The sequence below is a fragment of the Streptomyces silvae genome, assembly GCF_016745505.1.
Classification (GTDB): domain Bacteria; phylum Actinomycetota; class Actinomycetes; order Streptomycetales; family Streptomycetaceae; genus Streptomyces; species Streptomyces silvae.
In genome coordinates, this window is the sequence record NZ_JAERUC010000176.1 from 46828 (window position 1) to 71393 (window position 24566).

A 24566-nucleotide genomic window follows, 5' to 3' on the forward strand; every position below is an offset into this window, starting at 1 on the left:
CGGGCAACCTCCCCTGTGACCTGTGGGTCAGTTGTGTGCGCGGGTAATGGAACCCGCGCCTCAGGTCTCTGGGGGGGACCCTTTTGGAACCGAACGACACGATGCCCGGCGCGCCCGTCGAACCGCCTGCCGAGGCACCCGTCCCCGGCCGCGCGCGTCCACGAGGCCGTACGGCCCTGCTGCTTGCCGCCGCCGCCCTGCTCGGCATCTCCGGCGGTACGGCGGTCGGCTACGGCATCCAGGCCGAGCGGCCTCCGACGCCGCTGCCCGCCCTGTCGCAGGCGGAGCTGGCGTATCCGGCGAAGGCGCTTCCCGCGGACAAGGTCCCCGCTCCGCTGCCCGCCTCGCAGGACCACCGGGTCCGGACGGACGGCGATCTGCGCAAGCTGATCATCGACCCCCCGGCGGGGTGGAGCGAGGACAAGGACGCGGACTGGCTCGACGACGGCTGGATGACCGTGGGGGGCCTCGCGCGCGGCTACGAGGACCAGGCCGGGATGTTCGAGTACTTCCTGGAGTCGGACATCCGCCGTATCGCGGGGGCCGCCTGGAAGAAGGGCGAGCACCGCGAGGCGACGATCACGCTCACCCAGTTCTCCTCGGGGCCGGGCGCGATGGCCGCCGATTACGCCGACGGCCAGCGCTCGTACATGGCCGACGACGCGTACGCGGGCAACGGCGGTGACCTGGTCGAAGGCAGTGGCGAGGGGCGCTACTACCTCTACGACGTCGATCGGGAGCCCGGCTACCTGCCCTCCTACCAGGCCAGGGCCGTCGTGCACCGGGGCGACATCATGATCGAGATCAATCTGTTCGACAGCCGGCCGATCAGCAAGAAGGACATCCGGACGTTGGCCGAGCGACAGCTGGAGCGCGTGTGAACGACATGACCCCGCCCGAGCCCTCCGGCGTGGCACCGCTTCCCGGAGCCCCCGGCACCCCGGACGCCGACGGCTCCCCGGACGCGCCTCAGCGCGCCGGCACGGCGCGGCGGATGCTGCTCACGGCGCTTCCCTTCGTGCTGGTGCTCGGCGCCGTCGGCGGCGCCGCGACGTACACGAAGATCACGGTGGACGGCGCGGACCGTAGCGTGGAGACCACCGCCTGGAAGGTGTCCGAGCGTGAGCCCGGCAAGGACCCCGCGGGGGACGCGAGCCGGGGCCGGTCGGACACGGCGCTCAGCAAGCTGCTGCTGCCCGTGCCCGAGGGCTTCCGGCTGGGCCCGGACGACGGGGAGTACGGCAACGACGGCGAGGCGGACGGCGAGCGGGCCGGCGCCGCGATGAAGGAGTCCGGCCGGGGGCTCGCCGGCAAGGAGCGCCGGGAGTACGACAAGCGGATCGACAAGCTCCGGTTGCAGGGTCTGGCCGTCCGGTCGTACGTCTCCCAGGAGAACGACCTGGAGGTGCACGCCACGATCGTCCGGATGAAGGACAAGCAGGCCGTCCGGAACCTCTACACCTTCCGGACGGAGCTGTTCGACCTCGTCGGGATCTTCCGCGACGGCCCGAAGGTCAAGGGCCACACCCGCAAGGCGACCTGCTACCTGCAGCCGAAGGCCGGCGACAGCGACATCGAGGACATGATGTGCGCCGCCTACGACGGCGAGCTGAGCATCAGCTACCGGGCGACGGGCATCAAGCCCGTCGACAAGGCGGCCGTCGCCGAGCTGCTGAAGGACCAGCTGGACCACATCACGTCCCCGGGGGAGTACATATGACCGAGCAGACGGCCGAGCAGTCGGCCGAACCGACGGAGGCGACCGCCCCCGCGCAGGCCGCTCTCCCCCTGGCCCCGCAGGACCCGCCCGCGCAGGACCCCGTGCCCGTCGCGCCCCGTCCGCCCCGCCCTGTCCTGCGGGCCGTGCTGCGGTGGACGGCCGCCGTGCTGGTCCTCGGCGGGCTCGGCGCGGGCACGGTCGCCGGGATCACGTCGATGAAACGCACCGACGTGCCGGGGCTCGCCACACGGGACGACGGGCGCTGGGACTACCCGGCGCTCAGCCTGCCCGCCCTGCCCGCCGACGCGCCCCGCCCGTACAGCGACTCCAACACCGCCGAGGTCCACCACGCGGACCTGCGGCGCCTGCTGCTGCCCGCGCCCGCCGGGGCCACCGTGGACAAGAAGCTCGACGGCGGCTGGGTGGACATCGCCCGGTACGCCGCCGAGTACGGCAAGGACGACCGGGCCGCGCTCACCCAGCGGCTGAAGGACTCCGCGCTGCGGCACCTCACCGCCCGTGGCTGGACCATGCCGGACGGCACCTCGTCCCGGGTCTACCTGCTCCAGTTCAACTCGGTGGCGTACTCGACGGAGTTCCACGACCGGCTCTTCGAGGACGGCTCCCTGCCGCTGCCGCCCGCCGGGACGGACGAGCCGGCCTTCGACGAGGACTGGGCCTCCGACGCCAGGGCGGAATTCACCACGGTGCGCGCGTACTCCGAGGCCGAGCCGTACGGCGCCGAGCAGGTGCGCCACGGGTACGTGCTGGCGGGCGACACCCTCGCCCTGGTCGTCCAGAGCCGCAAGGGGAAGGCGGGCACGGAAGCGGTTCCGTTCCACCAGACGCTGATCCTCCAGGACCAGCTCCTGGGCTGAGCCGACCGCGCCCGGGGGAAACCCCGGGCCGCCGTGCCGGGCCCCCACCCATTAGGCTGGGGGCCCGGCCGCCTGCTGCCGTCATGTCGTTCGTTCCGAGGAGCTCCCGTGCTTGAGGCTTTCTTCTCCGCCCTGCTGGTCCTGGTCTGCGTCGGCGTGCTCGCCTTCGCCGCCGTGACCGTGAAGAAGCTGTACCAGGGCCAGCGCTGACCCTCGTCGAACACCTTCCGTACACCCTCACAGATCGTCTGAGCCGCTCATGATCGAGATTCCGTCCGACCTTCACCCGGACCTCGTACCGCTGGCCTTCCTCCTCGGCAACTGGGCGGGTGCGGGCGTCTCCGACTTCCCCGGCGCCGAGAAGTGCAACTTCGGCCAGGAAGTGACCTTCAGGCACGACGGCCGCGACTTCATCGAGTACGTCTCGCACTCCTGGGTGCTGGACTCCGAGGGCAAGCAGGTCAAGCCGCTGGAGTCCGAGTCCGGCTACTGGCGCATCGACAAGGACCGCAAGGTCGAGGTCGTCATGGTCCGCGACCAGGGCATCGTCGAGGTCTGGTACGGCGAGCTGGCCAAGCAGAAGCCGCAGATCGACATCGCCACCGACGCGGTCGCCCGTACGGCCGCCTCCGGCCCGTACAGCGGCGGCAAGCGCCTCTACGGCTATGTGAACAGCGACCTGATGTGGGTCGGCGAGAAGGCCACCCCCGACGTGGAGCTGCGGCCGTACATGTCGGCGCACCTGAAGAAGGTCGTCACCCCGGAGGAGGTCGCCGAGATGGCGAAGAGCCTCGGGGACATGCCGGACGACGGCATCGCCTTCTTCAAGTAGTCCTCCACGGCCCTCCCGGGCTTCTCCGGGCCGGTTCACCCGGCCCCGGCGGACCGGTGCTCGCCCCGCCCTACACTGGGCGTGTGGTGAGCACCGACTGGAAGACCGATCTTCGGCAGCGTGGCTACCGGCTGACGCCTCAGCGTCAGCTCGTCCTGGAGGCCGTCGACACCCTGGAGCACGCGACGCCCGACGACATCCTCGTCGAGGTGCGCAGGACCGCGTCGGGTGTCAACATCTCCACCGTCTACCGGACCCTGGAGCTCCTGGAGGAGCTCGGGCTGGTCAGCCACGCCCACCTCGGGCACGGCGCCCCGACCTACCACCTCGCGGACCGCCACCACCACATCCACCTCGTCTGCCGTGACTGCACGAACGTCATCGAGGCCGACGTCGGTGTGGTCTCCGACTTCACGGCGAAGCTGCGGGACACCTTCGGCTTCGAGACCGACATGAAGCACTTCGCGATCTTCGGGCGGTGCGCCGACTGCGCGGCGAAAGCGGTGAAGGCGGCGGACGCCGCGGACGCGGCGGAGGCCGGACCTCCGGAGTAACCGGCAGCGCCCGGTGGACCGGCACCCGCGAGTCGTACGCTGGTCTGCATGAAGAGCCCCCTGCTGTCCCTGCCCGGCGCCGTCCCCGCCGAGGGGCGCGACGAAGGTGTCGCCGCGCACTACGGCGACCTGTTCCGTGAGCAACGCGTACTGGCCGACGGCGGCGGTCTCGTCGACCTCTCGCACCGCGCGGTCGTCACGGTCACCGGCGACGACCGGCTGGCCTGGCTGCATCTGCTGCTCACCCAGCACGTCAGCGACCTCGCGCCGAACCAGGCGACCGAGGCACTCATCCTCTCCGCCAACGGGCACATCGAGCACGCCCTCTACCTGGTCGACGACGGTACGACGGTGTGGATGCACGCCGAGCCGGAGACCCAGGGCGAGCTGATCGCGTACCTGGAGTCGATGAAGTTCTTCTACCGGGTCGAGATCGCCGACCGCACCGAGGACATCGCCGTCGTGCACCTCCCGGCCGGCTCCATCGCGGAGGTCCCGGACGGTGTCGCCGTACGGGAGACCGCCCACGGCCGTGACCTCTTCCTGCCCCGGGCCGACCTGGAGGCTTTCGCCGCCGCGCACGGACCGGCGGCCGGGATCCTGGCGTACGAGGCGCTCCGCGTCGAGGCGCACCGGCCGCGTCTGGGCTTCGAGACCGACCACCGGACCATCCCGCACGAGCTGGGGTGGATCGGCAGCGCGGTGCACCTCCAGAAGGGCTGCTACCGGGGGCAGGAGACGGTCGCCCGTGTCCACAACCTGGGGAAGCCGCCGCGCCGCCTCGTCTTCCTGCACCTCGACGGCAGCGAGGTGCATCTGCCCGGTCACGGGACGCCGGTGCGGCTCGCCGCCGACGGTGAGGAGGGCCGCCAGCTCGGCTTCATCACCACCTCGGCCCGCCACCACGAGCTGGGCCCGATCGCCCTGGCGCTGGTGAAGCGGAACGTCGCGGTGGACGCGGAGCTGATCGCGGGTGACACCGCGGCGGCCCAGGAGACGGTCGTCGAGCCGTAGGGCCTTCGTGTGGACGGAAGGCCCCAGGGCCGCCGGAGAGGCCGTCTACACCTCGACCAGCACGGTGAACGGGCCGTGGTTCGTGAGCGTGACGCGCATGTCCGCCCCGAAGCGGCCCGTCTGCACCTGTGCGCCGAGCGCGCGCAGCTGGGCCACCACCTCGTCGACCAGCGGCTCGGCGACCTCGCCCGGAGCGGCGGCGTTCCACGTGGGTCTGCGGCCCTTCCTGGCGTCCCCGTAGAGAGTGAACTGCGAAATGACCAAAAGCGGTGCATTCACGTCCGAGCAGGACTTCTCGCCCTCCAGGATCCGGAGGGTCCAGAGCTTGCGGGCGAGCTGTGCCGCCTTCTCCGCGGTGTCGCCGTGAGTGACCCCCACCAGCACACACAGGCCCTCGCCGACGATCTCGCCGACCGTTCCGGTCCCCGAGGGATCGTCCGAAGGGCCCGCCACGGCGACGCTCGCGCCGTCCACTCTCTGTATCACTGCACGCATACAGACCAACCTATCTTGGGCTGAACGGGTACAGAGCACCTGCGTGAACACCCTGCGTAGTGGCACCATGCACGGTGTCGGTGTGCCGACGCACCGGTCGAGGGGACGATCATCATGACGACACAGGGAACCGGGCCGTCGCCCGGTGCCGTACCAGGGACACGTACAGCCGCCGGTCCGCGGCCTCCGGTGCAGCGGACCGGTGCCGCACCGGGCCAGCTGCCCGTCCCGCCCGTCCAGCTGCCGGGCGCGGTGTCCGTGCCGGGGCAGACCGGGGGCGGTGCGGTCGAAGGACTGGCCTCCGTACGCCCGCTGCCCGAGTTCGGCGGACTGCGGCTGCCGGAGCTGCGCACCCTGCGCCGTGACGCCCAGCGCGACGAGGCGGACCTCAGTTACGTACGCCGTCTGGTCCAGGGCCGTATCGACATCCTGCGGGCCGAGCTCGCGCGCCGGGTGGACCCGGAGTCGCCCGTGGTGGACCGGCTCTCGGAGATCCTCGCCGACACCCCGTCCGTCCACCGCTCGTCGGCCCGGCACGTCACCCTCACCACGCCGCGCAGCGACGAGTACCGGCAGCTGGCGGCGGACACGCTCGCGGAGGTCGAGCTCTCCGACCTCGACGCCCGGACGGACGAAGAGCTCCTCACCGCCATGGGGCGGCTCGTCCGCTACGAGCAGCAGGTGTCCCGGCGCCGTCACCGGCTCCAGCGCACCGTCGACGATTGCAGTGCGGAGATCGCCCGCAGGTACCGTGACGGGGAAGCACAAGTAGAGGACCTGCTCGCCTGAGGCGACCCTTCCGGGGGCGGGTCACGCCCGTCCCCGGAAGGCCACCCCGCCCCATGACCTCCTCCATAGCCCCGCTCCCCACCTCGTCGCCCGTGCCCCCGGTGCTGGCCGAGGTCGTACGGTCCGGTTTCACCGAGGGCCACCACCGGGGGTCGCTGGTCCTCCTGGCCGCGGACGGGAGCGTCGAGTTCGCGCTCGGCGACCCGGCGGCCCCGGTCTTCCCGCGCTCCTCGAACAAGCCGATGCAGGCCGCCGCGATCCTCCGGGCCGGGCTCGACCTATCGGGTGAGCGGCTGGCCCTGGCCGCCGCGAGCCACTCCGGTGAGGGCTTCCACCTCGAACTGGTCCGCACGATGCTCGCCGAGCACGGGCTGAAGCCGGACGACCTCCGGACGCCGCCGGACCTGCCGCTGGACCCGGTCGAGGCGGAGGCGTACCTCGCCGCCGGTGGTGTGCGGGAGCCGCTCACCATGAACTGCTCCGGCAAGCACGCGGCGATGCTCGCCGTCTGCGTACGGAACGGCTGGGACACGGCGACGTACCTCGACCCGTCCCACCCGCTCCAGCGGCTGGTCGGCGAGGTCGTCGCGGAGGCGGCGGGTGAGCCCGTCGCGGCGATCGGTACGGACGGCTGCGGGGCGCCGCTGATGGCGATCGGGCTGGTGGGACTGGCCCGTGCGTTCCGGGCGTTCGTGCTGGCGGAGCCGGGCAGCGCGGAGCGCCGGGTCGCGGACGCGATGCGGGCGCACCCGGAGTACGTCGCGGGCACGCGGCGGCCGGACACCTGGCTGATGCGGGAGGTGCCGGGCACGCTCTCCAAGATGGGCGCGGAGGCGGTCCAGGCCGTGGCGCTCCCGGACGGCAGGGCCCTGGCCTTCAAGATCGACGACGGCTCCACCCGCGCCCTGGGCCCGGTGCTGGCCCGCTCCCTCGAACTGCTGGGTGTGGACGCCCCGGTGGTGTCCCGCATCGGGCGTGCGCCGCTGCTGGGCGGGGACGTCGAGGTGGGCGGGATCCGGGCGGCGTTCTGAGCGGGGGCCTGGACGGATCGGCGGATCGGGGCGCCCGTAAATCGGCGCGACACACGCCCGCGCGGTGCATAGCGTGGGCCGTATGAGCCTTGATCCGCGTACCGTCTCCGCAGCCGAGTTCCCCGACTGGCTGCGTGCCGTGGGGACCGGGTTCCTGCGGGCGTCGGCTTCGGTGCCGGCGGAGGAGGAGGTCGCGGTGCGCCTGGAACACACCGATCTCTCCCGGGTCCAGGGGGTGTTCGACGCGGGGCGCTGTGTGGCGACCTTCCGGTCGTTCGCGCAGGAGCTGACCGTCGTCGGCGGCGCGCGGGTGCGGGCCGACGCGATCACGGGCGTGACGGTGACGCCGACGCACCGCCGGCGCGGGCTGCTCAGCCGGATGATGGCGACGGACCTGGCGGCGGCGAAGGAGCGCGGTGACGTGGTCGCCTCGCTGATCGCGGCCGAGTACCCGATCTACGGGCGGTACGGATTCGGGCCGGCCTCCTGGACCACCGAGTGGGAGATCGACGTCCCCCGGGCGGGCCTCGACCCGCGCGCCCGGGTCCCCTCGGAGGCGGACGGCGGCCGGATCGAGCTGGTGGACGGCGCGGACGTACGCAAGCTGGGGCCGGAGCTCCACGCACGGCTCGCCGCACGGCAGCACGGTGTGGTCTCCCGGGACGAGCGCTGGTGGCAGCGGAACACCGGTGTGGACGTCCCGGCGTTCGAGACGTGGACGGAGCCGTTCTACGCGGTGTACCGCTCGGCGGACGGCGAGACGGACGGGCTGATCGCCTACCGCGCCGACGCCCACTGGGGCGACCGCAAGCAGCCGCTGAACAAGGCGACGGTGGTCGGCATGCTCGCGACGACCCCGGCGGCGGAACGCGCCCTGTGGCACTTCGTCTGCTCCATCGACTGGATCACCACGGTCCGCTCGGGCTACCGCGCGCCCGACGACCTGCTCCCGCTGCTCCTCCCGGACCCGCGCGCCGCCCGCGTCGTGACCCAGGCGGACTGGCTGTGGCTGCGCGTCCTGGACATTCCCCGCGCCCTGGAGGCACGTACGTACGCGACCGACGCCGCGCTGGTCCTGGACGTCCGGGACGCCACGGGCCTGGCGGGCGGCCGCTTCCTGCTGGAGGTCTCCCCGTCCGGCGCCTCCTGCGTCCCCACGAAACGGGACCCGGACCTCGTGCTGGACGTGGCGGAACTGGCGACGCTCCACCTGGGCGACGAGTCACCGGTGCGGCTGGCGGCGCTGGGGCGGATCGACGAGCACCGCCCCGGGGCGGCCGCCACGGCGGACACGGTGTTCCGGACGGCGCGGCGGGCGTGGTGCCCGGACGTGTTCTGAGGCGGGCGGCTTCTCGGGCCGCGCGGCGGGGCGGGACGCTAGAGGGACGCGCCCACCATCAGCACGACCAGGAGGAGCGCGCCCGCGGTGACGCAGTGCTCGTCGCCGAGCTTCAGCCCGGTGACGAGAAGGGCGGCGCCCAGCACACCCATGAAGCCGAAGCGGAGTTCCAGGTACTGCTCCGCGAGCAGCGTGAGTAAGGGCATGGCTGTGCCTCCCCGGAGGAGATCGCGCAGGTCCTGCGGTCCCGCATCCGCACGGGTGTCCTGAGGCCCGGGGATCCCATGCCCACCCAGGCGGTGCTCGCCGACGAGTTCCGTGTCGAGCGGGGCGCGATCAGGCAGGCGTTGAAGCATCTGCAGGAGGACGGGCTGCTCACGGCCGTGACCCGGGGTGCTCCCGCCCGGGTGGCGGCGGTGCCGGGTGTGCTGCCGGGGGCCGATGGGCCGTTGCAGACCTCGGCGGCGCTGGGGCCGCGCGTCCTGGAGGCGTTCGGCGTACCCGATGTGCGGATCGACGCGCTCTGTCTGACGGCGGAGCCCCTCGCCCTCGCCATCGCGGAACCGGTGCAGCGGATACGGTCCGGCCTGCTCGCTCTCCGGTCGGTCAGGGTGCGCATCCTGCTGCCGGCCCATGACTTGGACGTCGAGGTGTCGTTGCGGGAGATCCCCTTCACCCCGCCGATGAAGCTCTACCTGCTCAACGGGGACGAGGTGCTGTTCGCCTATTACACCGTGACGCAGCGGAGCGAGAGCATCGGCAACAGTCAGGTCGAGATGTTCGACGTGCTGGGCAGTCACTCGACCCTCTTCAGCTTCGCGCGCGCGTCCGGCCAGGTGCGGGACGAGGCGTTCGTGGAGCAGTCGCAGCAGTGGTTCGACAGTCTGTGGTCCACGATCGCGACTGATCTGACGGGCTGAGCTGTTCCGCCCGCCGCCCGGTCCTGTTTCGCCGGCCTGGACCGCCGGCGAAACAGGGCTCAGTCGTTCGGCATGAACAGCAGGGCCAGTACGAGCGCCCCGGCGCAGGCGCAGTTGGGGCTGCCGGCCTTCAGACCGAAGGTGAGCAGGGTGATTCCCACGGTGCCCATCACGCCGTACTTCCACTGGATGATCTGCTCGAGGCCCAAGGTGAACAGGGGCATGGCCGTCACTCCTTCCCAGGTGGAGGGGGTCGGCGCGGATGCGCCGCTGGGTGGGGGAGACCGGCGACTTTGCGCGACGCTGCGCAGAAACCGAACAACTGCCGTACAAGTCCCCCGTTTGACTTGTCGTACTTATGCCCTGAGGGGGCGGTGTCGCAAACTTGTCTGGTTGTTCGGTTAGTTGTAGGTTCTGCGAACATCGACATGGACAGTTGTGCGTCGTATATCGGCGCGCCCGCCGAGAAGTTGTAGGGTTGCGGCGTGACAAGTGACGGTTCCGCCCCGCGTGATGCCAAGTTCCAGTACCGATGGGTCGCCGACGAGCTGCGCAAGGAGATCAACAGCGAGGCCCGGCGTCCCGGCGAGCGGCTCCCGACGCAGGAGGAGCTGGCCCAGCGCTTCAAGGTCTCCCGGGCGACCGTCAACCAGGCGCTGTCCCTCCTGCGCAGGGAGGAGCTGATCGTCACCCGGCAGGGGAGCGGTTCGTTCGTGGCCTCCGAGCCCGGCGAGACGCGCCATGTGCCCGCGCCCGCGGGGCACCAGGACAGCGATGTGTGGGCCGTGGTCTCCGAACGGGTGCCGCCGGTCCTGCTCAAGCCGTATCTGGTGGAGGCGTTCGAGGCCAACGTGGTCCGGCTGGACGTCTTCTCGATGACGACGGAGTCGCTCGCCGCCCGGGTCGTGGACCAGAAGGACCGCATCGTCGCCGGGGAGATCAGCCCGCCCCGCAGCATCACCGCGCGGCTGCTGCTCCCGAACACCGAGTCCACCGCCCTGGCCATCCCGCGGCAGGTGACGGGGGACGACGACCCGCGGGTGCGTCAGCGGCTCGGCGGAATCCTGCACAGCCACGTGACCATGCTGCGGTCCGCCCTGTTCGAGCTGCGCCGTCTCAAGCTGGTGGAGGAGGTCGACGTACAGGTGCGGCTGGTGCCCTTCGCACCGCAGGTGAAGCTGTACATCCTGAACAACCGCGTGGTGCTCCAGGGCTTCTACATCCCGGAGGAGGGCACCGCGACCCTGCCGGACGGGGAGGACGTCGCGACGTACGACGCCTACGGCACGGGGGCGACGCTGTATCCGTTCCGGGCGTCGGCCGACTCCACCCCCGAGCAGGTGGGAGTGGTGCGGGCGGCGCGGAAGTTCTTCAACTCCACCTGGGACAACCTGTCCACGAAGGCGCCGTTCTGACCGTGCCCGGCATGACTCTCCCTGTGAACGGATCGCTGACATGAGTGCACGGCGCGACGCCACCCCTCCCGGTGCCGTGGCCCAGGGCCCGGCCGCACTCCTCGCGGCGGCCGAGTGCGTCCTCCTCGACTTCGACGGCCCCCTGTGCCATCTGTTCGCCGGCCGCCCGGCCGCCGGTGTGGCGGCACGGCTCGCCGACGAGCTGCGCCGGTTCGGCTGCGACCCCGGGGTGGCGGCCGGGGCGACGGACGACCCGCTGGCCCTGTTGCAGAAGGTCGCCAAGCACTACGGGGACAGCCCGACGACGGCCCATGCCGAGCGCTGCCTCACGGCGGAGGAGGTCGAGGCGGCCGCCGACGCCACACCGACCGAGCACGCGCTGGACCTGCTCGACGCCCTGGACGCCGGTGGCTGGCGGCAGGCGGTCACGACGAACAACTCGGCGGCGGCGGTGGCCCGTTTCCTCGGCCGCCACCGGCCGGCCGCCCGGGCGGGCGCGCACATCCACGGGCGCACCTCCGACCCCGGACTGCTCAAGCCCGACCCGCACTGCCTGGTCCGGGCCCTGGAGTCGACCGGTTCCGCCGCGGCGGCGGCCGTGATGATCGGGGATTCCCCCGCGGACTGCCTGGCCGCGCAGGCGCTAGGTGTACCGTTCATTGGCTATGCGGTGAATGAGCGCAAGCGCCGGGCCCTTGAGGACGTGGGGGCCCGTCGGGCGGTGCGTTCGCTGCGGGGTCTTGTGGAAACGGCCCGGCAGCGCGTGCAGTTGGAGGAGCCGGGCGTGGGGCCGCTGCCGGCCGGTGTCCGCGGGTAGAGACAGGCTCTGTCCGCACGGAGACCCGGCCGGCGGTCGCTCGCGGCCCTTCACGGTCGAGGGAGCAGGCGGTGACAGTCGACACCACGGCGGACGTGCGCGGATATCCGGGGGTCCGTCCCGGCACTCCGTACGACGGGACGGCCATCGAGGGCCCGTACCGAGGGCACTACCGCGAGACGTACGTCTTCGCGCTGCCCGACGGGCCGCTGCGCTGCAAGGTGCACGAACCGCGCTCCGAGCTCTTCCGGTTCGACCGTACGTGCTTCGTCTCCGAGGACCGGCTGCTGCTGGAGCTGCGGGGCCGGGTGAGCCGGATCCCCGAGGTCATCGTCCTCGACGAGCACGTCCTGCTGCAGAGGTTCATCGAGGGGCGGACGCTCGGCAGCGGGCTGACGGGTGCCCTCTCCCCGCGCCACTCCGGGCAGCTGGGGCGGCTCTTCGGTGAGCTGGTGGCCCTCGACGCGGGGTCCATAGGCGCGCGGCGGCTCTGCGATCCGGCCGGCCATCCGGCCGACGGCGATTCCGGGGCCTTCCTGGACAGCCTGATCACCTTCACCGAGCAGCAGGTGTACCGGCGCCACCACGACCGCTTCGGTTCGCTGTTCCGTGAACTCGGGGTGGGTGAGGGAGCGCTGGCGGGCGTCAGAAGCAGGGCGCGGCGCCTGACGGGCCGGCCGTTCACCCTGATCCACGGCGACCTGCACCGGCTGAACTTCATCGTGGACGCGGCCGACGACCTCTGGACCATCGACTGGGAACTCTCCATGATCGGTGACCCCCTGTACGACCTGGCCACCCATCTGCACCTGATGCGCTACCCGGCCGGGACCGCCGGGCGGACCGCCCGGCTGTGGGCCTCGGCCGTGGAGGGCGTACGGCCGGAGTGCGCGAAGGGGTGGCGTGACGACCTGGAGACGCTCCTGGCGTACAAGCGGCTCCAGTCCGTCTACACCGATGTGATCCGTGGTGCCATCGCACTGGAGCAGCCGGACGCCGGACCCGCCCAGGTCCGGCTCCCGGTGACCGCGCACCGCGTCCGCGAGGTGCTGGCGCGGGCCCGGGTGCCGCTCGGTCTGGACGCGCTGCCGTCCCCGCGCGAGGTCATGGCCGCCTACGACCGCTGGCTCCGGGGCGTCACCGCGTCCGCACCCTGAAGAGCACCCCCGACAGGGCCACGGCCACCAGCAGGATCCCGGCCGCCCAGGTGAGCGCGGTCCAAGGGGCGTTGCCCACCGGCTGGTCCAGCAGGAGGCCGCGGAGGGACTCGATGGCCGGGGTGACCGGCTGGTGGTCGGCGAAGCCGTGGAGCCAGCCCGGCATGCTGTCGACCGGGACGAACGCGCTGCTCGGGTAGGGCAGGAACGACATGAAGAAGGTGAACCCGCCGGCCGCCTCCGGGGTGCGGGCGAGCAGGCCGATCGCCGCCGAGATCCAGGAGAGGGCCACGATGTAGGCGAGGAGCACCGCGGCGACGGCGAGCCAGCCGGCCGGTGTGGCGGCCGGGCGGAAGCCGATGAGCAGGGCCACAGCGAACACCAGCGTGGTGGAGACCAGGTTGCGCACCGTGCTGGCCGCGACGTGACCGGCCAGGATCGGCATCCCGCCGATGTCCAGGGTGCGGAAGCGGTCGATGATGCCGCCCTTCATGTCCTCGCTCACCGCCACCGCCGTGGTGGCCGAGCCGAAGCCGGCGCAGAGGAACAGGACGCCGGGGACGACGTACATGACGTACGAGTCGTACTGCGTGCCCGTGTCGATGGCGCCGCCGAAGAAGTAGACGAAGATCAGCATCAGCATGATCGGCAGCATCATCGAGGTGATGACGGCGTCGATGTTGCGGCGGCTGATGAGCAGGCTGCGGCCGGTCATGACCGTGGCGTGGGTCAGGAGCCCAGGGGCGTCAGACATGGGTCGGTGCCTCCGTCTTCTCGGTGGTGAGGGCGAGGAACACGTCGTCGAGGGTCGCGCTGTGCAGCGAGAAGCGGTCGACGTCGGTGCGGTGCGGGTCGGTCTCGTCGAGCAGGGCGCGCACATGGGCGGCGGTGCCGTCCGTGGGGAGGCCCAGGGTGAGCGTCTCGGGGGAGTGGTGGACGGCGCGGCCGGCGAGCCGGAGGTAGGCCTCGCGGCTGCTGAGGACGAGGTCCAGACGGTGTCCGGAGACGCGTGACTTCAGCTCCTCCGGGGTGCCCTCGGCGGCGCGGACCCCCTTGTCGAGCACGGTGATGCGGTCGGCGAGCTGGTCGGCCTCCTCCAGGTACTGCGTGGTGAGCAGCACGGTGGCTCCCCGGCCGGCGAGATCGCGGACCACCTGCCAGAGCTCGCGGCGGCTGCGCGGGTCGAGGCCGGTGGTGGGCTCGTCGAGGAAGAAGACGCCCGGCTCGGGCGAGCCGACCAGCCCCGCCGCCAGGTCGAGGCGGCGCCGCATCCCCCCGGAGTACGTACGGGCCTGGCGGCGGGCCGCGTCGGTGAGGTCGAAGCGGGCGAGGAGCTCCTCCGCGCGGGCCCGGGCGCGGGTGCGGGTCAGGCCGGAGAGCCGCGCCATCATCCGGAGGTTCTCCTCGCCGGTCAGCGTCTCGTCCACGGCGGCGAACTGCCCGGTCAGGCTGATGGCGCGGCGCACCCGGCGCCGGTCCGCGACGACGTCGTACCCGGCGACGCGCGCCGTGCCGGAGTCGGCGGTGGTGAGCGTGGCGAGGATCCGCACGGTCGTGGTCTTGCCCGCGCCGTTCGGCCCGAGCAGGGCGTGGATCCCGCCGCGGGCGACCCGGAGGCCGACGCCGTCCAGGACCCGGACCCCGGACCCCGGCTTTCCGTAGGACTTGGTCAGGCCGTCAGCCTCGATCATGACGTCGTTCACGACGCCGTCCGCGGATGTGTTCATGGACGTACCCATGGACGTGCTCATGGCGATCCCCCTTCTGCGTATGCCGTACGCGCTACTGTGTAAGCATTACGCAAATCTAGGATGGTGGCAAGCCATCAGCGGGAAAGGCGGGTCTTCGGGTGACGGAGAACAGCAGCGAGTCGGGCGGTACGGGCCTGCCGGCCAGCATCGAGGCCGCGTGGGGACTGCGCGAACGTCCGGTCAAGGGCCCGAAGCCCGGCCTGACGCTGGACCGCATCGTCGACGCGGCGGTGGGGATCGCCGCGTCGGAAGGGCTCTCGGCCGTCTCCATGGGCCGGGTCGCCAAGGAGCTGGGCGCCTCCACGATGTCGCTCTACCGCTACGTCTCCGCCAAGGAGGAGTTGTACGTCCTCATGCAGGAGGCGGCCATGGGCGACCCCGAGCCGCTGCCGGCCCTGGAGACGAAGGCGGGCTGGCGGGAGGCGGTGAGCCAGTGGGCGTGGGCGCAGCGCCGGATGTACCAGCGCAGCCTGTGGTCCCTGCGCATCCCGATCTCGGGCCCGCCTGCCAGCCCCCATTCGGTCGCCTGGTGGGAACAGGGCCTCCAGGCGCTGGAGGGCAGCGGGCTGGCCGAGGGCGACAAGATCTCCGTCATCCTGTTCGTCTCGGGCTTCGTACGGAACGAGGCCCTGCTGATGAGCGATCTCGCCGCCGCCGTCGAGGCGAAGGGGGTTTCGGCCCGGGAGGTGATGGGCCAGTGGGAGCGGACGGTGACACGGCTCGTCGACCCTGTCCGCCATCCGGCGCTGTCCAGGCTGCTGACCACCGACGTCCTGAGCGAACCGGACGAGCCCGACTATGAGTTCGTGTTCGGCCTGGAGCGGATCCTCGACGGGATCGAGGCGCTCATCGCGAAGGGCGCGCCGTCATGAGCGACGGAAAGGGCGGCCTGCGGGAACGCAAGAAGCAGCTGACCTACCAGGCGGTCTCCGAGGCCGCGATCTCGATGTTCCTCGAACGGGGCTTCGACAAGGTCTCGGTGGCGGAGGTGGCGGCGGCGGCCGACATCTCGAAGCCGACGCTGTTCCGGTACTTCCCGGCCAAGGAGGACCTGGTCCTGCACCGGTTCGCCGACCACGAGGACGAGGCGGCCCGCGTCGTCACCGGCCGGCCGGACGGCGTCTCCCCCTTGGACGCGCTGCGCCTCCACTTCCTGGAGGGCCTGGACCGCCACGACCCGGTGACCGGACTCTGCGACAACCCGCACGTGCTGGCCTTCCACCGGCTGCTCTACGGCACCCCGTCGCTCGTCGCCCGCCTGTACGGCTACCAGGGCCGCTCCGAAGCGGCGCTCGCCCGCGCCCTGGACCCCGGCGCCCCGGTGGTGGCGCGGCTCGCCGCGGGCCAGATCATCGCCGTACTGCGGATCCTGGCGATGGAGAACTGGCGGCGCATGGACGCGGGGGAGAGCGCCGCCGAGGTCCACGGCGACGCGGTGTCCGCGGCCCGGCTGGCCTTCGCGCAGCTGGCGGACGGGCTGGTCATCGCGCGTCCCTGAGGAGCCGTTCGGTGAGCGCGGCGCGGTTCGCGGCGAGCCACGCCTGGTGGCGGTCCCAGCGCTCCCAGCCGCCGCGGTCCGCGAGCGCGCGCAGATGGACGGGGCTGCCGTCGCGCACCCGCCGCTCGGTGAAGGCGCGGGCCGCCGCGGCGGCCTGCTCGATCGTGGGGAGAAGTCCGGCGCGCTCCTCCGCCGTCAGGCCGTAGCCGTCGGCGAGGACGCGGAGCCGCCGCGCCGCCCCGGGGTCCTCCCCGGACAACCGCACCCAGTAGCGCGCCGCCGTCGCCACATCCCAGAGCGGGCGGCCGGGCGCGGTCAGGTCGAAATCGATGAAGGCGGCGGCGCGGCCCTCACGGAAGACCACGTTCTCCGGACAGACGTCGTTGTGGCAGAGGATCAGGGCGCTGTCCGGCAGCGATCCGGCCTCCGGGTCGGCCAGTTCGGTCGGCCAGGGGACGGTGCGGTCCACGGGCAGGGAGGCGGAGGCCCGGTGCAGCCGCCGCAGCATGCCGGCCACCGAGCGCAGAGCCTCGTCGGTGAGCGCCCAGGAGGGGAAGGGCGGAAGCGGCACCGCGCCGGGGACATGACTGAGCCGCTCCCGGAGGCCGTCCTCACTCACCCCCAGAGGGGTGGGAGCCGCGTCGAAGCCCGCGGCGGCCAGTGCCCTCAGATGGGCGTGCAGGACCGGGGCGTGCGGCTGGGCCGGCCGCTCGACGGTGTCCCCACGGCGGACGACCGTGCCCACGTGGGTCATGCCGCCGTGCAGGACCTCTTCGTCGTCCTCGCTCGTGCCGCGGTGCGGGGTCTCTACGTCGTCCTCGCTCGTGGCGCCGTGCGGGATCTCTTCCTCGTCCTTGCTCATGACTCTCCCCGGTCGATGCCGAACGGCCCGTGCAGATCTGACGGTTGACGGAAATGTACGCCGGTCATGCCGAGCGCCACGGCCGCGTCGACGTTCTCGCGGCTGTCGTCCACGAAGAGGCACCGGTCCATCGGCACCCCGGCCCGTGCGGCGGCGATCCGGTAGATCGCCGGATCCGGCTTGGCGACCCCCTCGACGGCGCTGCTCACCACGTGGTGAGCCAGGTCCGTGAGTCCCAGCGCGGCCAGGTCGTCGGCCAGCCGGGGCGTGGCGTTGGTGACCAGGACCAGCGGTACGCGTGCCCGTACCCGGCGCAGCAGGGCGACCACCGTCTCGTCCGCGTGGAACGGCGCCTCGGCGAGCGCCCTGCCCAGCTCCCGGGCCGTCGCCTCGCCGACCCGGCCGGCGAGGGCGCGCGCGACGGTCTCCGCCCACTCCTCCAGGGTGATCCGGCCCAGGAGGAGCGGGAGATCGGTCTCGGGGGCGTACGCGATGTCCTCCGTAGTGCCCTCCGGCAGTCCGGCCGCCCGCTCCAGCGCGGCCAGGTGCGTCACGTCGTAGAAGCGGACCACGTTGTCGAGGTCGCAGAGCACGGCGTCGAAGGCAGGGCCGTGGGTCGCCGTCCGGAATCCGTGGGTCACTGTCCGGGCGCCTCGATGTCCAGGGCCGCTCCGTACAGCCGGGACACCCGGAGGCGGATGACCACGCGGTGTTCGGACACCGCCTGTTCCAGGAAGGCCCGTTCGCCCTCCGGGGTGTCGAAACCCGGGGTCAGGGAGAGCAGTTCGCGTCCGACGGCGTCGCCGGGCCGGGTGGTGGGTCCGGACACCTCCGCCCGGCCCTCGGCCACGGCGAACGACCAGACGTCGCCGCCGTGGACATGCAGCGAGGCGTGCGGATTCCTGCGCAGGATGCGGGTCTTGAGGCGTTCCTCGGTGGAGGAGACGCGCAGGACGCGCTCCTCGGCGTCCCAGCGGTAGAGCACGGTCGACAGATGCGGGTGGCCGGTGGAGCGGACGGCTCCGAGCACGCCGAACTGCTGGTCCCGCAGGATCCGGGAGAGTGCCTGGTCGGTGAGGGTGCGGGGCGGGGGGCCGCTCTTCGTCTCTCCGGTGGTGGTCACGGTGTACGCCTTTCGGGTCTGTGGTTCAGGAGTGGGTGCGCGCGGGGCGCAGGACGAGGAGCGCCACGGCGAAGGCCGTGACCAGCAGTCCGGTGCCGACGGTGAACGCGAGCTGGTAGCCGGCGGTCAGCGCCTCCGCCCGGCCGTGGCCCTCGCCGAGCATCCGGTCGGTGCGGGCCGCTGCCAGGGTGGTCAGCACCGCCACGCCGACGGCCATCCCGATCTGCTGGGTGGTGTTGAAGAGCCCGGACGCGAGCCCGGCGTCGTCCTCGCCCGCACCGGACATCCCGAGGGCCGTCAGCGCGGGGGTCGCCAGCCCGAAGCCTGCCGCGAGGAGCATCACGGGGAGCAGATCGGTGACGTACCGCGCGTCCGCGGGGACCCGGGTGAGGAAGCCGAGGGCGCCGATCAGCAGGGCGATCCCGGTCAGCAGTACGGCGCGTTCGCCGAACCGGGAGATCAGCCGGGCCGATACGCCCAGGGACGTCCCACCGATCATGACGGCGGCCGGGAGCATCGCGAGACCCGTCTCGGCGGCGCCGTACCCGAGGACGTTCTGCAGGTGCAGCGCGACGACGACCTGGAACGAGAACAGCGCGGCGACCATGAGCGCCTGGACCAGGTTCGCCCCGGCGACACTGCGTGAACGGAGGACGCGCAGCGGCATGAGCGGGGTCCTGGCGGTCGCCTGGCGTACGACGAACGCTCCGAGCAGCGCGAGCGAGACCGCCCCGAGGCCGAGGGCGGGCGTGGAGACCCAGCCGTACTCCTCGGCCTTCACCACGGTGTAGATCCCCAGCATCAGCCCCGCCGTGACGAGTGCGGCCCCGGCGACGTCGGCCCCGGCCGCGAGCCCGACGCCACGGTCGACGGGCAGCACCCGGCACGCGACCAGGAAGGCGACCGCGCCGATCGGCAGGTTGATGAAGAAGATCCAGTGCCAGCTGAGGGCGTCGGTGAGGATCCCGCCGAGCACCTGCCCGATGGAGGCGCCGGCCGCCCCGGTGAACGAGAACACGGCGATGGCCCTGGCCCGTTCGCGGGGCTCGCCGAACAGCGTGATGAGGATGCCCAGGCCGACGGCGGCGGCCATCGCGCTGCCGACCCCCTGGAGGAAACGGGCGGCGATGAGCAGCGCGGGCGTCGTGGCCGCACCGGCCAGCAGGGAGGCCAGGGTGAAGACGGCGGTGCCGGCCAGGAACATGCGGGTGCGGCCGAGCAGATCGCCGAGCCGGCCCGCGAGCAGGAGCAGGCTGCCGAAGGCGATCAGGTAGGCGTTGACCACCCAGCTGAGGCCGGCGGGGGTGAATCCCAAGTCGCGCTGGATGGTGGGCATCGCCACGGTGACGATCGATCCGTCGAGGGTGATCGTGAGCATCCCCGCCGCGATCACCGCGAGGGCCAGGCCACGGTGAGGGACCGTGGGGCCGGACGGGAGCGGCGGTGCGGCCGGGGTGGCTCCGGGCGGGAGCGGTGGGGCGGTAGGAGCGGCGGGTTCGGATGTGTCGCGCGGGACATCAACAGCCATCGGTCTTCTCCTGTCGGGCGGGTCGACAAGAATGACCGTAACAGATGGTTTCGTTGCAGACTATATTTAACGGTCCGGTCCTTGAGGGTTACCTCTGCCCCTGCCGCGCCCGCCGGACCGGCCGGGGGTTCTCCGAGGGGGTGGCCAGATGGTCCGTGGCCAGCTGGTTCAGTGCGCGCAGCAGCACCTCGCGGTCGTCCTGGGGCAGCGTTCCCAGGGCCTCCTGGTGCACGCGGTCGACGATCTCCTGGCTCCGCCCGGCGACCCTGGCCCCCTCCTCGGTGACGGCGATGATCCGGGCCCGCCGGTCGCGGCTGGAGGGGCGCCGCTCGGCGAGCCCCGCGCTCTCCAGGGCGTCCACGGTCACCACCATCGTGGTCTTGTCCATGTCGCCGATCTCGGCGAGCTGGATCTGGGTGCGCTCCTCCTCCAGGGCGTGGACCAGCACGCAGTGCATGCGCGCGGTCAGGCCGATCTCGCCGAGCGCTGCGGCCATGCGGGTTCGCAGGACATGGCTGGTGTGGTCGAGGAGGTAGGACAGGTCGGGTGCCGTACGGGCGGGAGTCAGGGCGGTCATGCCGACCAGCGTAACAATTCGTACCGTGGTGGATCGTCCGTAATGGGACGTTAGGTCCAGGGGGTGCTACCGGGGCAGCTCGGGCCGGACGAGGGCCTGTGCGAACGGCTCCCCGGTGCGCTCGGCGTACGCCATTCGCTCCTTCACCTCGCTGAGGGTCCGCGGTCGGTAGCCGGGGCCTCCGCAGCAGCTCTTGTGGAAGCGGACGCCCGCGTTCAGCAGGACGGAGAGCGTGCGCCAGCCGGCGGTGTCCCGCCGCTTCGGCGGCGCGAAGGCGGATCCGGCATGGATCAGCACCCCGGCGCACCGGGGGCAGACGCGGTCCTCCCGCTCCCTGTCGTAGGGCTGCTTGTACGAGGCCCGGCACGGCAGGCAGACGTACGACGTCTTGGAGGGCGGCATGCGGCCAGAGTAGGGCGCGCGCCCCGGCCGTTCGACCGGTTTACGGGGCCGGGGCCCCCGGGACGCGCCTCAGGCCCGGCGTCCGCGCCACAGGCGTCCGGCCCGGCGCCGCAGCCCCGGCCCGCGACGGCGCGGGTGTGCACCTGACAGCGGTGTGCCGCGGCGGCCGGTCTCCCACGGGCGGTCGGGGGAGAGCAGCGGGGCCTTACGCTCGGCCTGGGCCCGGATCTCGTGGTGGGCGTCATGGGCGGTGACCCGGAAGGCCTCGTCGTACGAGGCCAGTGCCGCGGTGAGGGCCGCACCCGCCGTACCGCGCCGCCGGACGCGGGACGCCAGCCACCTGAAGAAGCCCAGGACGGCGGCCAGGGCGCCCGCGAGCACGAGGAGAGGCAGGACGTCGCTCATGGCACCGACGCTACGGGACCTTCGGCCTCCTGTGGCAGTACGGCCGTCCCGGTTCGGCCGGGCTCAGCCGTTCCTGCCGGAGCCCCGGCGGGATCGGACGCCCCCCCCCGCCTGGCTCCGTCACGCCAGGGCGCTCCGCCGGGGTCACGTCACGCCGGGGCGCCCCCGCCGGCCTCGCGGGCGGCGCGTTCCACCCGGTCGCGGTGGTCCTCCCACCAGGCCGTGTCGCCCGGCGGGATGCTGTCGTTGCCCTTGTTCATCCCCACGGCGCCGTCGATGAGTTCCCGCAGGATGTCGGCGTGACCGGTGTGCCGGTGCGTGTCGGCGATCACGCGGACCACGGCGTGATGCAGCGTCACCTCCGCACGGTGCTCCGGCCACCACGGCACCCGGCCGACCGTGTCCAGCGGCAGTGCGTCGATCGTGGCGTCCGCGTGGGCCCAGGCGCGGTGGTAGAGGCCCACCATCTGCTCGCGTGACTCGTCGGCGGTGGCCCACATGTCCGCGTTGGGCTCCGCCCCCTCCTCGACCCACGGCAACGGCTCGCCGGACGGCCGGCCGAAGGTGTCGCCCAGGTAGCCCAGCTCCACGCTCGCCACGTGCTTGACCAGGCCCAGGAGGTTCGTGCCGGTCGGCGTCAGCGGGCGTCGTGCGTCGTACTCGGAGAGGCCTTCGAGCTTCCACAGCAGGGCGTCCCGCGCCGATTGCAGGTAGAAGTGCAGGTCGGATCTGGCGTCGGACGAGGTCACTTGACGGCCTCCACGATCCTCAGGGCGGCCTCGGCGGGCGTGAGGTGCGTGGTGTCGACGACCTCGGCCTCCTCGTGCAGCCACGTGCGGGCCGCCTCGGCGTACGGTTCGAGGTATTCGAGCCGGAAGGTGGAGGGGCCGAGATCGGTGTCCCCCTCGATGCGCCGGCGCAGGGTGTCCTGGTCGGCGTGGAGGACGAAGTGCCGTACGGGGATGCCGTGCTGGGCGAGTCCGCCGCTGATCTCCCGCCAGTACTCCTCGACCAGGACGGTCATGGGCATCACCAGGGTGCCGCCGGTGTAGTCGAGCACGTGGCGGGCGGTCTCGACGACCAGCGGGCGCCACGGCGGCCAGTGCTGGAAGTTGCCCGTCCACGGAAGCCCGGGCTTGATGTCCATGAGCGTCTCGCCGACCTTCTCGGCGTCGAACACCCGTGAGTCGGGCAGGAGTCGCTGCACGAGCGCGCTGGTCGTCGTCTTGCCGGCGCCGTGCGTGCCGTTGAGCCATACGATCATGGGCTCGACGCTAGCGGGGTACGGGCCGCAGGAACAGGTACCCGTGTCGGACGGCCGTGGACGGAGGAGACGCGGGCCGGCGATTCAGCGGAAGGCGGCGGCGTTCTCCGTGACCCACTGCTTGAACGAGCGGCCCGGGACCCCGGTGACCTGCGACACCGTGTCGCGCACCGCCAGCAGTGCGTCGTTGACGTCTCCGCCGGTGAGGTCGAGCACCGCGTCCGCGGCCTCGGCCCCGAGGACCGCGGCCATCTGCGCGTGGGCCTCCCGGCGGCTGATCTCCTCGAAGTGCACGTCCCGGCCCAGCGCGGCCGCGAGGTCCTCGACCTGGCGGCGGGGCGACACCGGCTCCGGACCGGTCAGGGCGTAGGTGCGCCCGTGGTGGCCGGGCTCGGTCAAGGCCACCCGTGCCACCGACGCGATGTCCGCGGGGTGGATGGCCGGCAGCGCCGTGTCCGCGTACGGCACGCGGACCGTCCCGTGGTCACGGACGGAAGCCGCCCACATCAGGGTGTTCGACGTGAACTGGGTCGGCCGCAGGATCGTCCAGGCCATGCCGCTGTCCTTGAGCAGCCGTTCCACCGCCAGGTTCTCGCCGGCGGGGCCCAGGTGCGGATGCGTCTCGGCGGTGATCGACGACACCAGCACCACGTGCTCCACGCCCGCACGCCGGGCGGCGTCGATGACGTCGGCGTCCGGTCCGCGACGCGATACGAGGAACAGCGAACGCACCCCCTCCAGCGCGGACTTCAGCGACGCCGGGTCGCCGAAGTCGCCCTCCACGGCCTCGACCCCGTCGGGGAAGGCCGCACGTGAGGCATCACGGGTGAGCCCTCTCAACGGCCCGGCGCCGCGTGCGTGCAACTCCTTCAGCAGGGCACTGCCGATGTTTCCGGTGGCTCCGGTCACAAGGATCATGAGCGCGTTCTCCTGTCGCCGGTGATCGACCGGGAGCCACGCTAGAAGCTCGATCGCGCTTGAGGTCAAGGAGCCGCGGACGGAACCTTCAGCGGCGGGTCAGCGACGGGTCAGCGGCGGATCGGCGGCGGGTCAGCGTCGGGGCAGCGCGCCCAGGAGCGTCGCGGTCAGGGACAGTTTCAAGGACTCCTCCAGCCCCAGATGGAAGCGGGCCAGGTCGGGCTCCGCCTCGTAGGCCGCCCGGAGGCTGGGCGGGGGCGTGCTGTACGCCGACAGCGCGCCGGCCAGGACCATGGTCTGGAGGCTGAACATCGTCGCGCTCTCGCCCAGCTCGGGCAGGTACGTCCGGACCAGGGCGGTCATGGTCGTCAGGCGCTCCAGGGAAGCGCGCTTGTAGCGTGCGACGACCTCGACGGAGACGTTGTGCTCCAGGACCCCGCCCTGCGCGCCGAAGAGATCGCACAGCACCCCCCGGCCGGAGAGCGACCGGCTGAGGATCTCGGCCACCGCGGTCGCCCGCTCGTCCATGGGCAGTTCCTCGTCGACACCGGCGGCCAGCTCGTCCGCCAGGTCCGCGAGCCACTCCCGCAGGAAGCGGTCCAGCAGTTCCAGCAGCACCGCCTCGCGGGACTCGAAGTAGCGCAGCACGTTCGGCTTCGCCAGGCCCACCCGGCGGCTGAGCTCGTTCAGGGTGACCGCGGCCACCGGCATCTCGTCGAGCATCGCCGACGCCGTGTCGAGGATCGCCCGCCGGCGGATCTCCCGCTGCTCTTCGGTTCGCGCCCGCTGGAATGTCACGGTCGCCAGCCTAACTTAGGTACCTGCGGTACGTTGACAACGTACCGAGAGTACTTTAACGTCGTGAGCACAAGATACTTTCGGTACGTTAAATGGTTGGGAGCCTGTCATGGGCGAGAAGTGGACGACGGCGAACATTCCGGACCAGCGCGGGCGGGTGGCCGTGGTGACCGGGGCCAACACCGGACTGGGGTACGAGACGGCCAAGGCGCTCGCCGGGCGCGGCGCGTCCGTGGTGCTCGCCGTGCGCGACGTCGAGAAGGGCGAGCGGGCCGCGGCCCGCATGGCCGGCGACGTGAGCGTGCAGGAGCTGGACCTGACCTCGCTCGACTCCGTACGGACCGCGGCGGCGGCGCTGCGGTCCCGGCTCGGCCGCATCGACCTGCTGATCAACAACGCGGGGGTGATGTACACCCCGAAGCGGACCACCCGGGACGGCTTCGAGATGCAGTTCGGCACCAACCACCTCGGCCACTTCG

The 24566-nt window shown here is 72.1% G+C and carries 32 protein-coding genes; 16 read left to right on the forward strand and 16 right to left on the reverse strand.

Annotation, left to right across the window (positions count from 1 at the left end; genetic code table 11):
• The first annotated feature begins 83 nt into the window (after positions 1–83).
• The 6 genes from JKV81_RS28175 (at position 84) to ygfZ (ending at position 4998) form a co-directional block, all read left to right on the forward strand.
• On the forward strand, positions 84–881 hold the full coding sequence (locus JKV81_RS28175) for a hypothetical protein (RefSeq protein ID WP_236057954.1): 798 nt from the start codon (positions 84–86) through the stop codon (positions 879–881).
• Entirely contained in the window at positions 878–1720 is an 843-nt protein-coding gene (locus JKV81_RS28180) for a hypothetical protein (protein ID WP_202078403.1), read from the forward strand. The genes JKV81_RS28175 and JKV81_RS28180 overlap by 4 nt, the downstream gene beginning before the upstream one ends.
• Positions 1717–2598 (forward strand): hypothetical protein, encoded by an 882-nt coding sequence (locus JKV81_RS28185; RefSeq protein WP_202078404.1) that lies wholly within the window; start codon positions 1717–1719, stop codon positions 2596–2598. The genes JKV81_RS28180 and JKV81_RS28185 overlap by 4 nt, the downstream gene beginning before the upstream one ends.
• Positions 2599–2857: 259 nt before the next feature.
• Complete coding sequence (locus tag JKV81_RS28190; protein ID WP_202078406.1) at positions 2858–3430, forward strand: heme-binding beta-barrel domain-containing protein; 573 nt, start codon at positions 2858–2860, stop codon at positions 3428–3430.
• 83 nt (positions 3431–3513) lie between these two features.
• Positions 3514–3984: a Fur family transcriptional regulator gene (locus JKV81_RS28195; protein WP_129264820.1), complete on the forward strand. Its 471-nt coding sequence runs from the start codon at positions 3514–3516 to the stop codon at positions 3982–3984.
• Between the two features lie 48 nt (positions 3985–4032).
• Positions 4033–4998 (forward strand): CAF17-like 4Fe-4S cluster assembly/insertion protein YgfZ, encoded by a 966-nt coding sequence (ygfZ, locus tag JKV81_RS28200; protein WP_202078408.1) that lies wholly within the window; start codon positions 4033–4035, stop codon positions 4996–4998.
• 45 nt (positions 4999–5043) lie between these two features.
• Here the strand turns inward: ygfZ and dtd are convergent, their stop codons facing one another.
• The gene (gene dtd / locus JKV81_RS28205) at positions 5044–5493 is read right to left on the reverse strand and encodes a D-aminoacyl-tRNA deacylase (protein WP_124273963.1); all 450 of its coding nucleotides are present in this window, start codon (positions 5491–5493) and stop codon (positions 5044–5046) included.
• Positions 5494–5607: 114 nt separating this feature from the next.
• Here dtd and JKV81_RS28210 point away from each other — a divergent pair, with 114 nt between their 5' ends.
• The 3 genes from JKV81_RS28210 to JKV81_RS28220 all read left to right on the forward strand — a co-directional run bounded on the left by JKV81_RS28210 (position 5608) and on the right by JKV81_RS28220 (position 8652).
• Positions 5608–6282 (forward strand): RsiG family protein, encoded by a 675-nt coding sequence (locus tag JKV81_RS28210; protein WP_202078410.1) that lies wholly within the window; start codon positions 5608–5610, stop codon positions 6280–6282.
• 53 nt (positions 6283–6335) lie between these two features.
• On the forward strand, positions 6336–7313 hold the full coding sequence (locus tag JKV81_RS28215; RefSeq protein WP_202078412.1) for an asparaginase: 978 nt from the start codon (positions 6336–6338) through the stop codon (positions 7311–7313).
• A gap of 82 nt (positions 7314–7395) precedes the next feature.
• Positions 7396–8652, forward strand: coding sequence for a GNAT family N-acetyltransferase (locus JKV81_RS28220; RefSeq protein WP_202078414.1), 1257 nt, complete (start codon positions 7396–7398; stop codon positions 8650–8652).
• A gap of 38 nt (positions 8653–8690) precedes the next feature.
• Here JKV81_RS28220 and JKV81_RS28225 read toward each other — a convergent pair whose 3' ends face one another.
• Positions 8691–8858, reverse strand: a complete 168-nt coding sequence (locus tag JKV81_RS28225; protein ID WP_202078416.1) for a hypothetical protein — start codon at positions 8856–8858, stop codon at positions 8691–8693.
• 21 nt (positions 8859–8879) lie between these two features.
• Here JKV81_RS28225 and JKV81_RS28230 point away from each other — a divergent pair, with 21 nt between their 5' ends.
• On the forward strand, positions 8880–9572 hold the full coding sequence (locus JKV81_RS28230; RefSeq protein ID WP_202078451.1) for a GntR family transcriptional regulator: 693 nt from the start codon (positions 8880–8882) through the stop codon (positions 9570–9572).
• Between the two features lie 59 nt (positions 9573–9631).
• On the opposite strand, the gene JKV81_RS28235 is transcribed toward JKV81_RS28230, so the two are convergent.
• Complete coding sequence (locus JKV81_RS28235) at positions 9632–9796, reverse strand: hypothetical protein (RefSeq protein ID WP_164493606.1); 165 nt, start codon at positions 9794–9796, stop codon at positions 9632–9634.
• A gap of 261 nt (positions 9797–10057) precedes the next feature.
• Between JKV81_RS28235 and JKV81_RS28240 the strand changes: the two genes are divergently transcribed.
• The 3 genes from JKV81_RS28240 to JKV81_RS28250 all read left to right on the forward strand — a co-directional run bounded on the left by JKV81_RS28240 (position 10058) and on the right by JKV81_RS28250 (position 12961).
• Complete coding sequence (locus tag JKV81_RS28240; protein WP_129264827.1) at positions 10058–10987, forward strand: GntR family transcriptional regulator; 930 nt, start codon at positions 10058–10060, stop codon at positions 10985–10987.
• A 40-nt stretch (positions 10988–11027) separates the two neighbouring features.
• On the forward strand, positions 11028–11804 hold the full coding sequence (locus JKV81_RS28245) for an HAD family hydrolase (RefSeq protein WP_202078418.1): 777 nt from the start codon (positions 11028–11030) through the stop codon (positions 11802–11804).
• A 71-nt stretch (positions 11805–11875) separates the two neighbouring features.
• Positions 11876–12961: a phosphotransferase family protein gene (locus JKV81_RS28250; RefSeq protein ID WP_202078420.1), complete on the forward strand. Its 1086-nt coding sequence runs from the start codon at positions 11876–11878 to the stop codon at positions 12959–12961.
• Here JKV81_RS28250 and JKV81_RS28255 read toward each other — a convergent pair.
• Entirely contained in the window at positions 12942–13715 is a 774-nt protein-coding gene (locus tag JKV81_RS28255) for an ABC transporter permease (protein ID WP_202078422.1), read from the reverse strand. The genes JKV81_RS28250 and JKV81_RS28255 overlap by 20 nt on opposite strands.
• Positions 13708–14712 carry an ATP-binding cassette domain-containing protein gene (locus JKV81_RS28260; RefSeq protein WP_372444260.1) on the reverse strand — a complete coding sequence of 335 codons (1005 nt, stop codon included), beginning with the start codon at positions 14710–14712 and terminating at the stop codon, positions 13708–13710. Before JKV81_RS28260 ends, JKV81_RS28255 begins: the two co-directional genes overlap by 8 nt.
• A 98-nt stretch (positions 14713–14810) precedes the next feature.
• Between JKV81_RS28260 and JKV81_RS28265 the strand changes: the two genes are divergently transcribed.
• Positions 14811–15584: a TetR/AcrR family transcriptional regulator gene (locus JKV81_RS28265; RefSeq protein WP_202078423.1), complete on the forward strand. Its 774-nt coding sequence runs from the start codon at positions 14811–14813 to the stop codon at positions 15582–15584.
• Positions 15581–16210 (forward strand): TetR/AcrR family transcriptional regulator, encoded by a 630-nt coding sequence (locus JKV81_RS28270; protein ID WP_202078425.1) that lies wholly within the window; start codon positions 15581–15583, stop codon positions 16208–16210. Before JKV81_RS28265 ends, JKV81_RS28270 begins: the two co-directional genes overlap by 4 nt.
• On the opposite strand, the gene JKV81_RS28275 is transcribed toward JKV81_RS28270, so the two are convergent.
• The 11 genes from JKV81_RS28275 to JKV81_RS28325 form a co-directional block, all read right to left on the reverse strand.
• A complete protein-coding gene (locus JKV81_RS28275) occupies positions 16194–16964 on the reverse strand; it encodes a phosphotransferase (RefSeq protein WP_236057981.1) in 771 nt (256 codons plus the stop codon). The genes JKV81_RS28270 and JKV81_RS28275 overlap by 17 nt on opposite strands.
• Positions 16965–17068: 104 nt before the next feature.
• Positions 17069–17713: an HAD family hydrolase gene (locus JKV81_RS28280; protein ID WP_307820613.1), complete on the reverse strand. Its 645-nt coding sequence runs from the start codon at positions 17711–17713 to the stop codon at positions 17069–17071.
• The gene (locus JKV81_RS28285) at positions 17710–18195 is read right to left on the reverse strand and encodes a TIGR03618 family F420-dependent PPOX class oxidoreductase (RefSeq protein WP_202078429.1); all 486 of its coding nucleotides are present in this window, start codon (positions 18193–18195) and stop codon (positions 17710–17712) included. Before JKV81_RS28285 ends, JKV81_RS28280 begins: the two co-directional genes overlap by 4 nt.
• Before the next feature lie 25 nt (positions 18196–18220).
• Positions 18221–19723, reverse strand: a complete 1503-nt coding sequence (locus JKV81_RS28290) for an MFS transporter (RefSeq protein ID WP_372444261.1) — start codon at positions 19721–19723, stop codon at positions 18221–18223.
• A gap of 88 nt (positions 19724–19811) precedes the next feature.
• Positions 19812–20300 carry a MarR family winged helix-turn-helix transcriptional regulator gene (locus tag JKV81_RS28295; RefSeq protein ID WP_202078432.1) on the reverse strand — a complete coding sequence of 163 codons (489 nt, stop codon included), beginning with the start codon at positions 20298–20300 and terminating at the stop codon, positions 19812–19814.
• Between the two features lie 66 nt (positions 20301–20366).
• On the reverse strand, positions 20367–20702 hold the full coding sequence (locus tag JKV81_RS28300; RefSeq protein ID WP_202078433.1) for a deoxyxylulose-5-phosphate synthase: 336 nt from the start codon (positions 20700–20702) through the stop codon (positions 20367–20369).
• Positions 20703–20771: 69 nt separating this feature from the next.
• The gene (locus JKV81_RS28305) at positions 20772–21107 is read right to left on the reverse strand and encodes a hypothetical protein (protein WP_202078435.1); all 336 of its coding nucleotides are present in this window, start codon (positions 21105–21107) and stop codon (positions 20772–20774) included.
• A 149-nt stretch (positions 21108–21256) separates the two neighbouring features.
• A complete protein-coding gene (locus JKV81_RS28310) occupies positions 21257–21856 on the reverse strand; it encodes a DinB family protein (RefSeq protein WP_202078437.1) in 600 nt (199 codons plus the stop codon).
• Entirely contained in the window at positions 21853–22371 is a 519-nt protein-coding gene (locus JKV81_RS28315; RefSeq protein WP_124273979.1) for an AAA family ATPase, read from the reverse strand. The genes JKV81_RS28310 and JKV81_RS28315 overlap by 4 nt, the downstream gene beginning before the upstream one ends.
• An 84-nt stretch (positions 22372–22455) precedes the next feature.
• Positions 22456–23289 carry an NAD(P)H-binding protein gene (locus JKV81_RS28320; RefSeq protein ID WP_129264841.1) on the reverse strand — a complete coding sequence of 278 codons (834 nt, stop codon included), beginning with the start codon at positions 23287–23289 and terminating at the stop codon, positions 22456–22458.
• Between the two features lie 132 nt (positions 23290–23421).
• Positions 23422–24087: a TetR/AcrR family transcriptional regulator gene (locus JKV81_RS28325; RefSeq protein WP_129264842.1), complete on the reverse strand. Its 666-nt coding sequence runs from the start codon at positions 24085–24087 to the stop codon at positions 23422–23424.
• Between the two features lie 109 nt (positions 24088–24196).
• Between JKV81_RS28325 and JKV81_RS28330 the strand changes: the two genes are divergently transcribed.
• Positions 24197–24566: SDR family NAD(P)-dependent oxidoreductase (locus JKV81_RS28330; protein ID WP_202078439.1), on the forward strand; the 370-nt coding region annotated here is incomplete at its 3' end.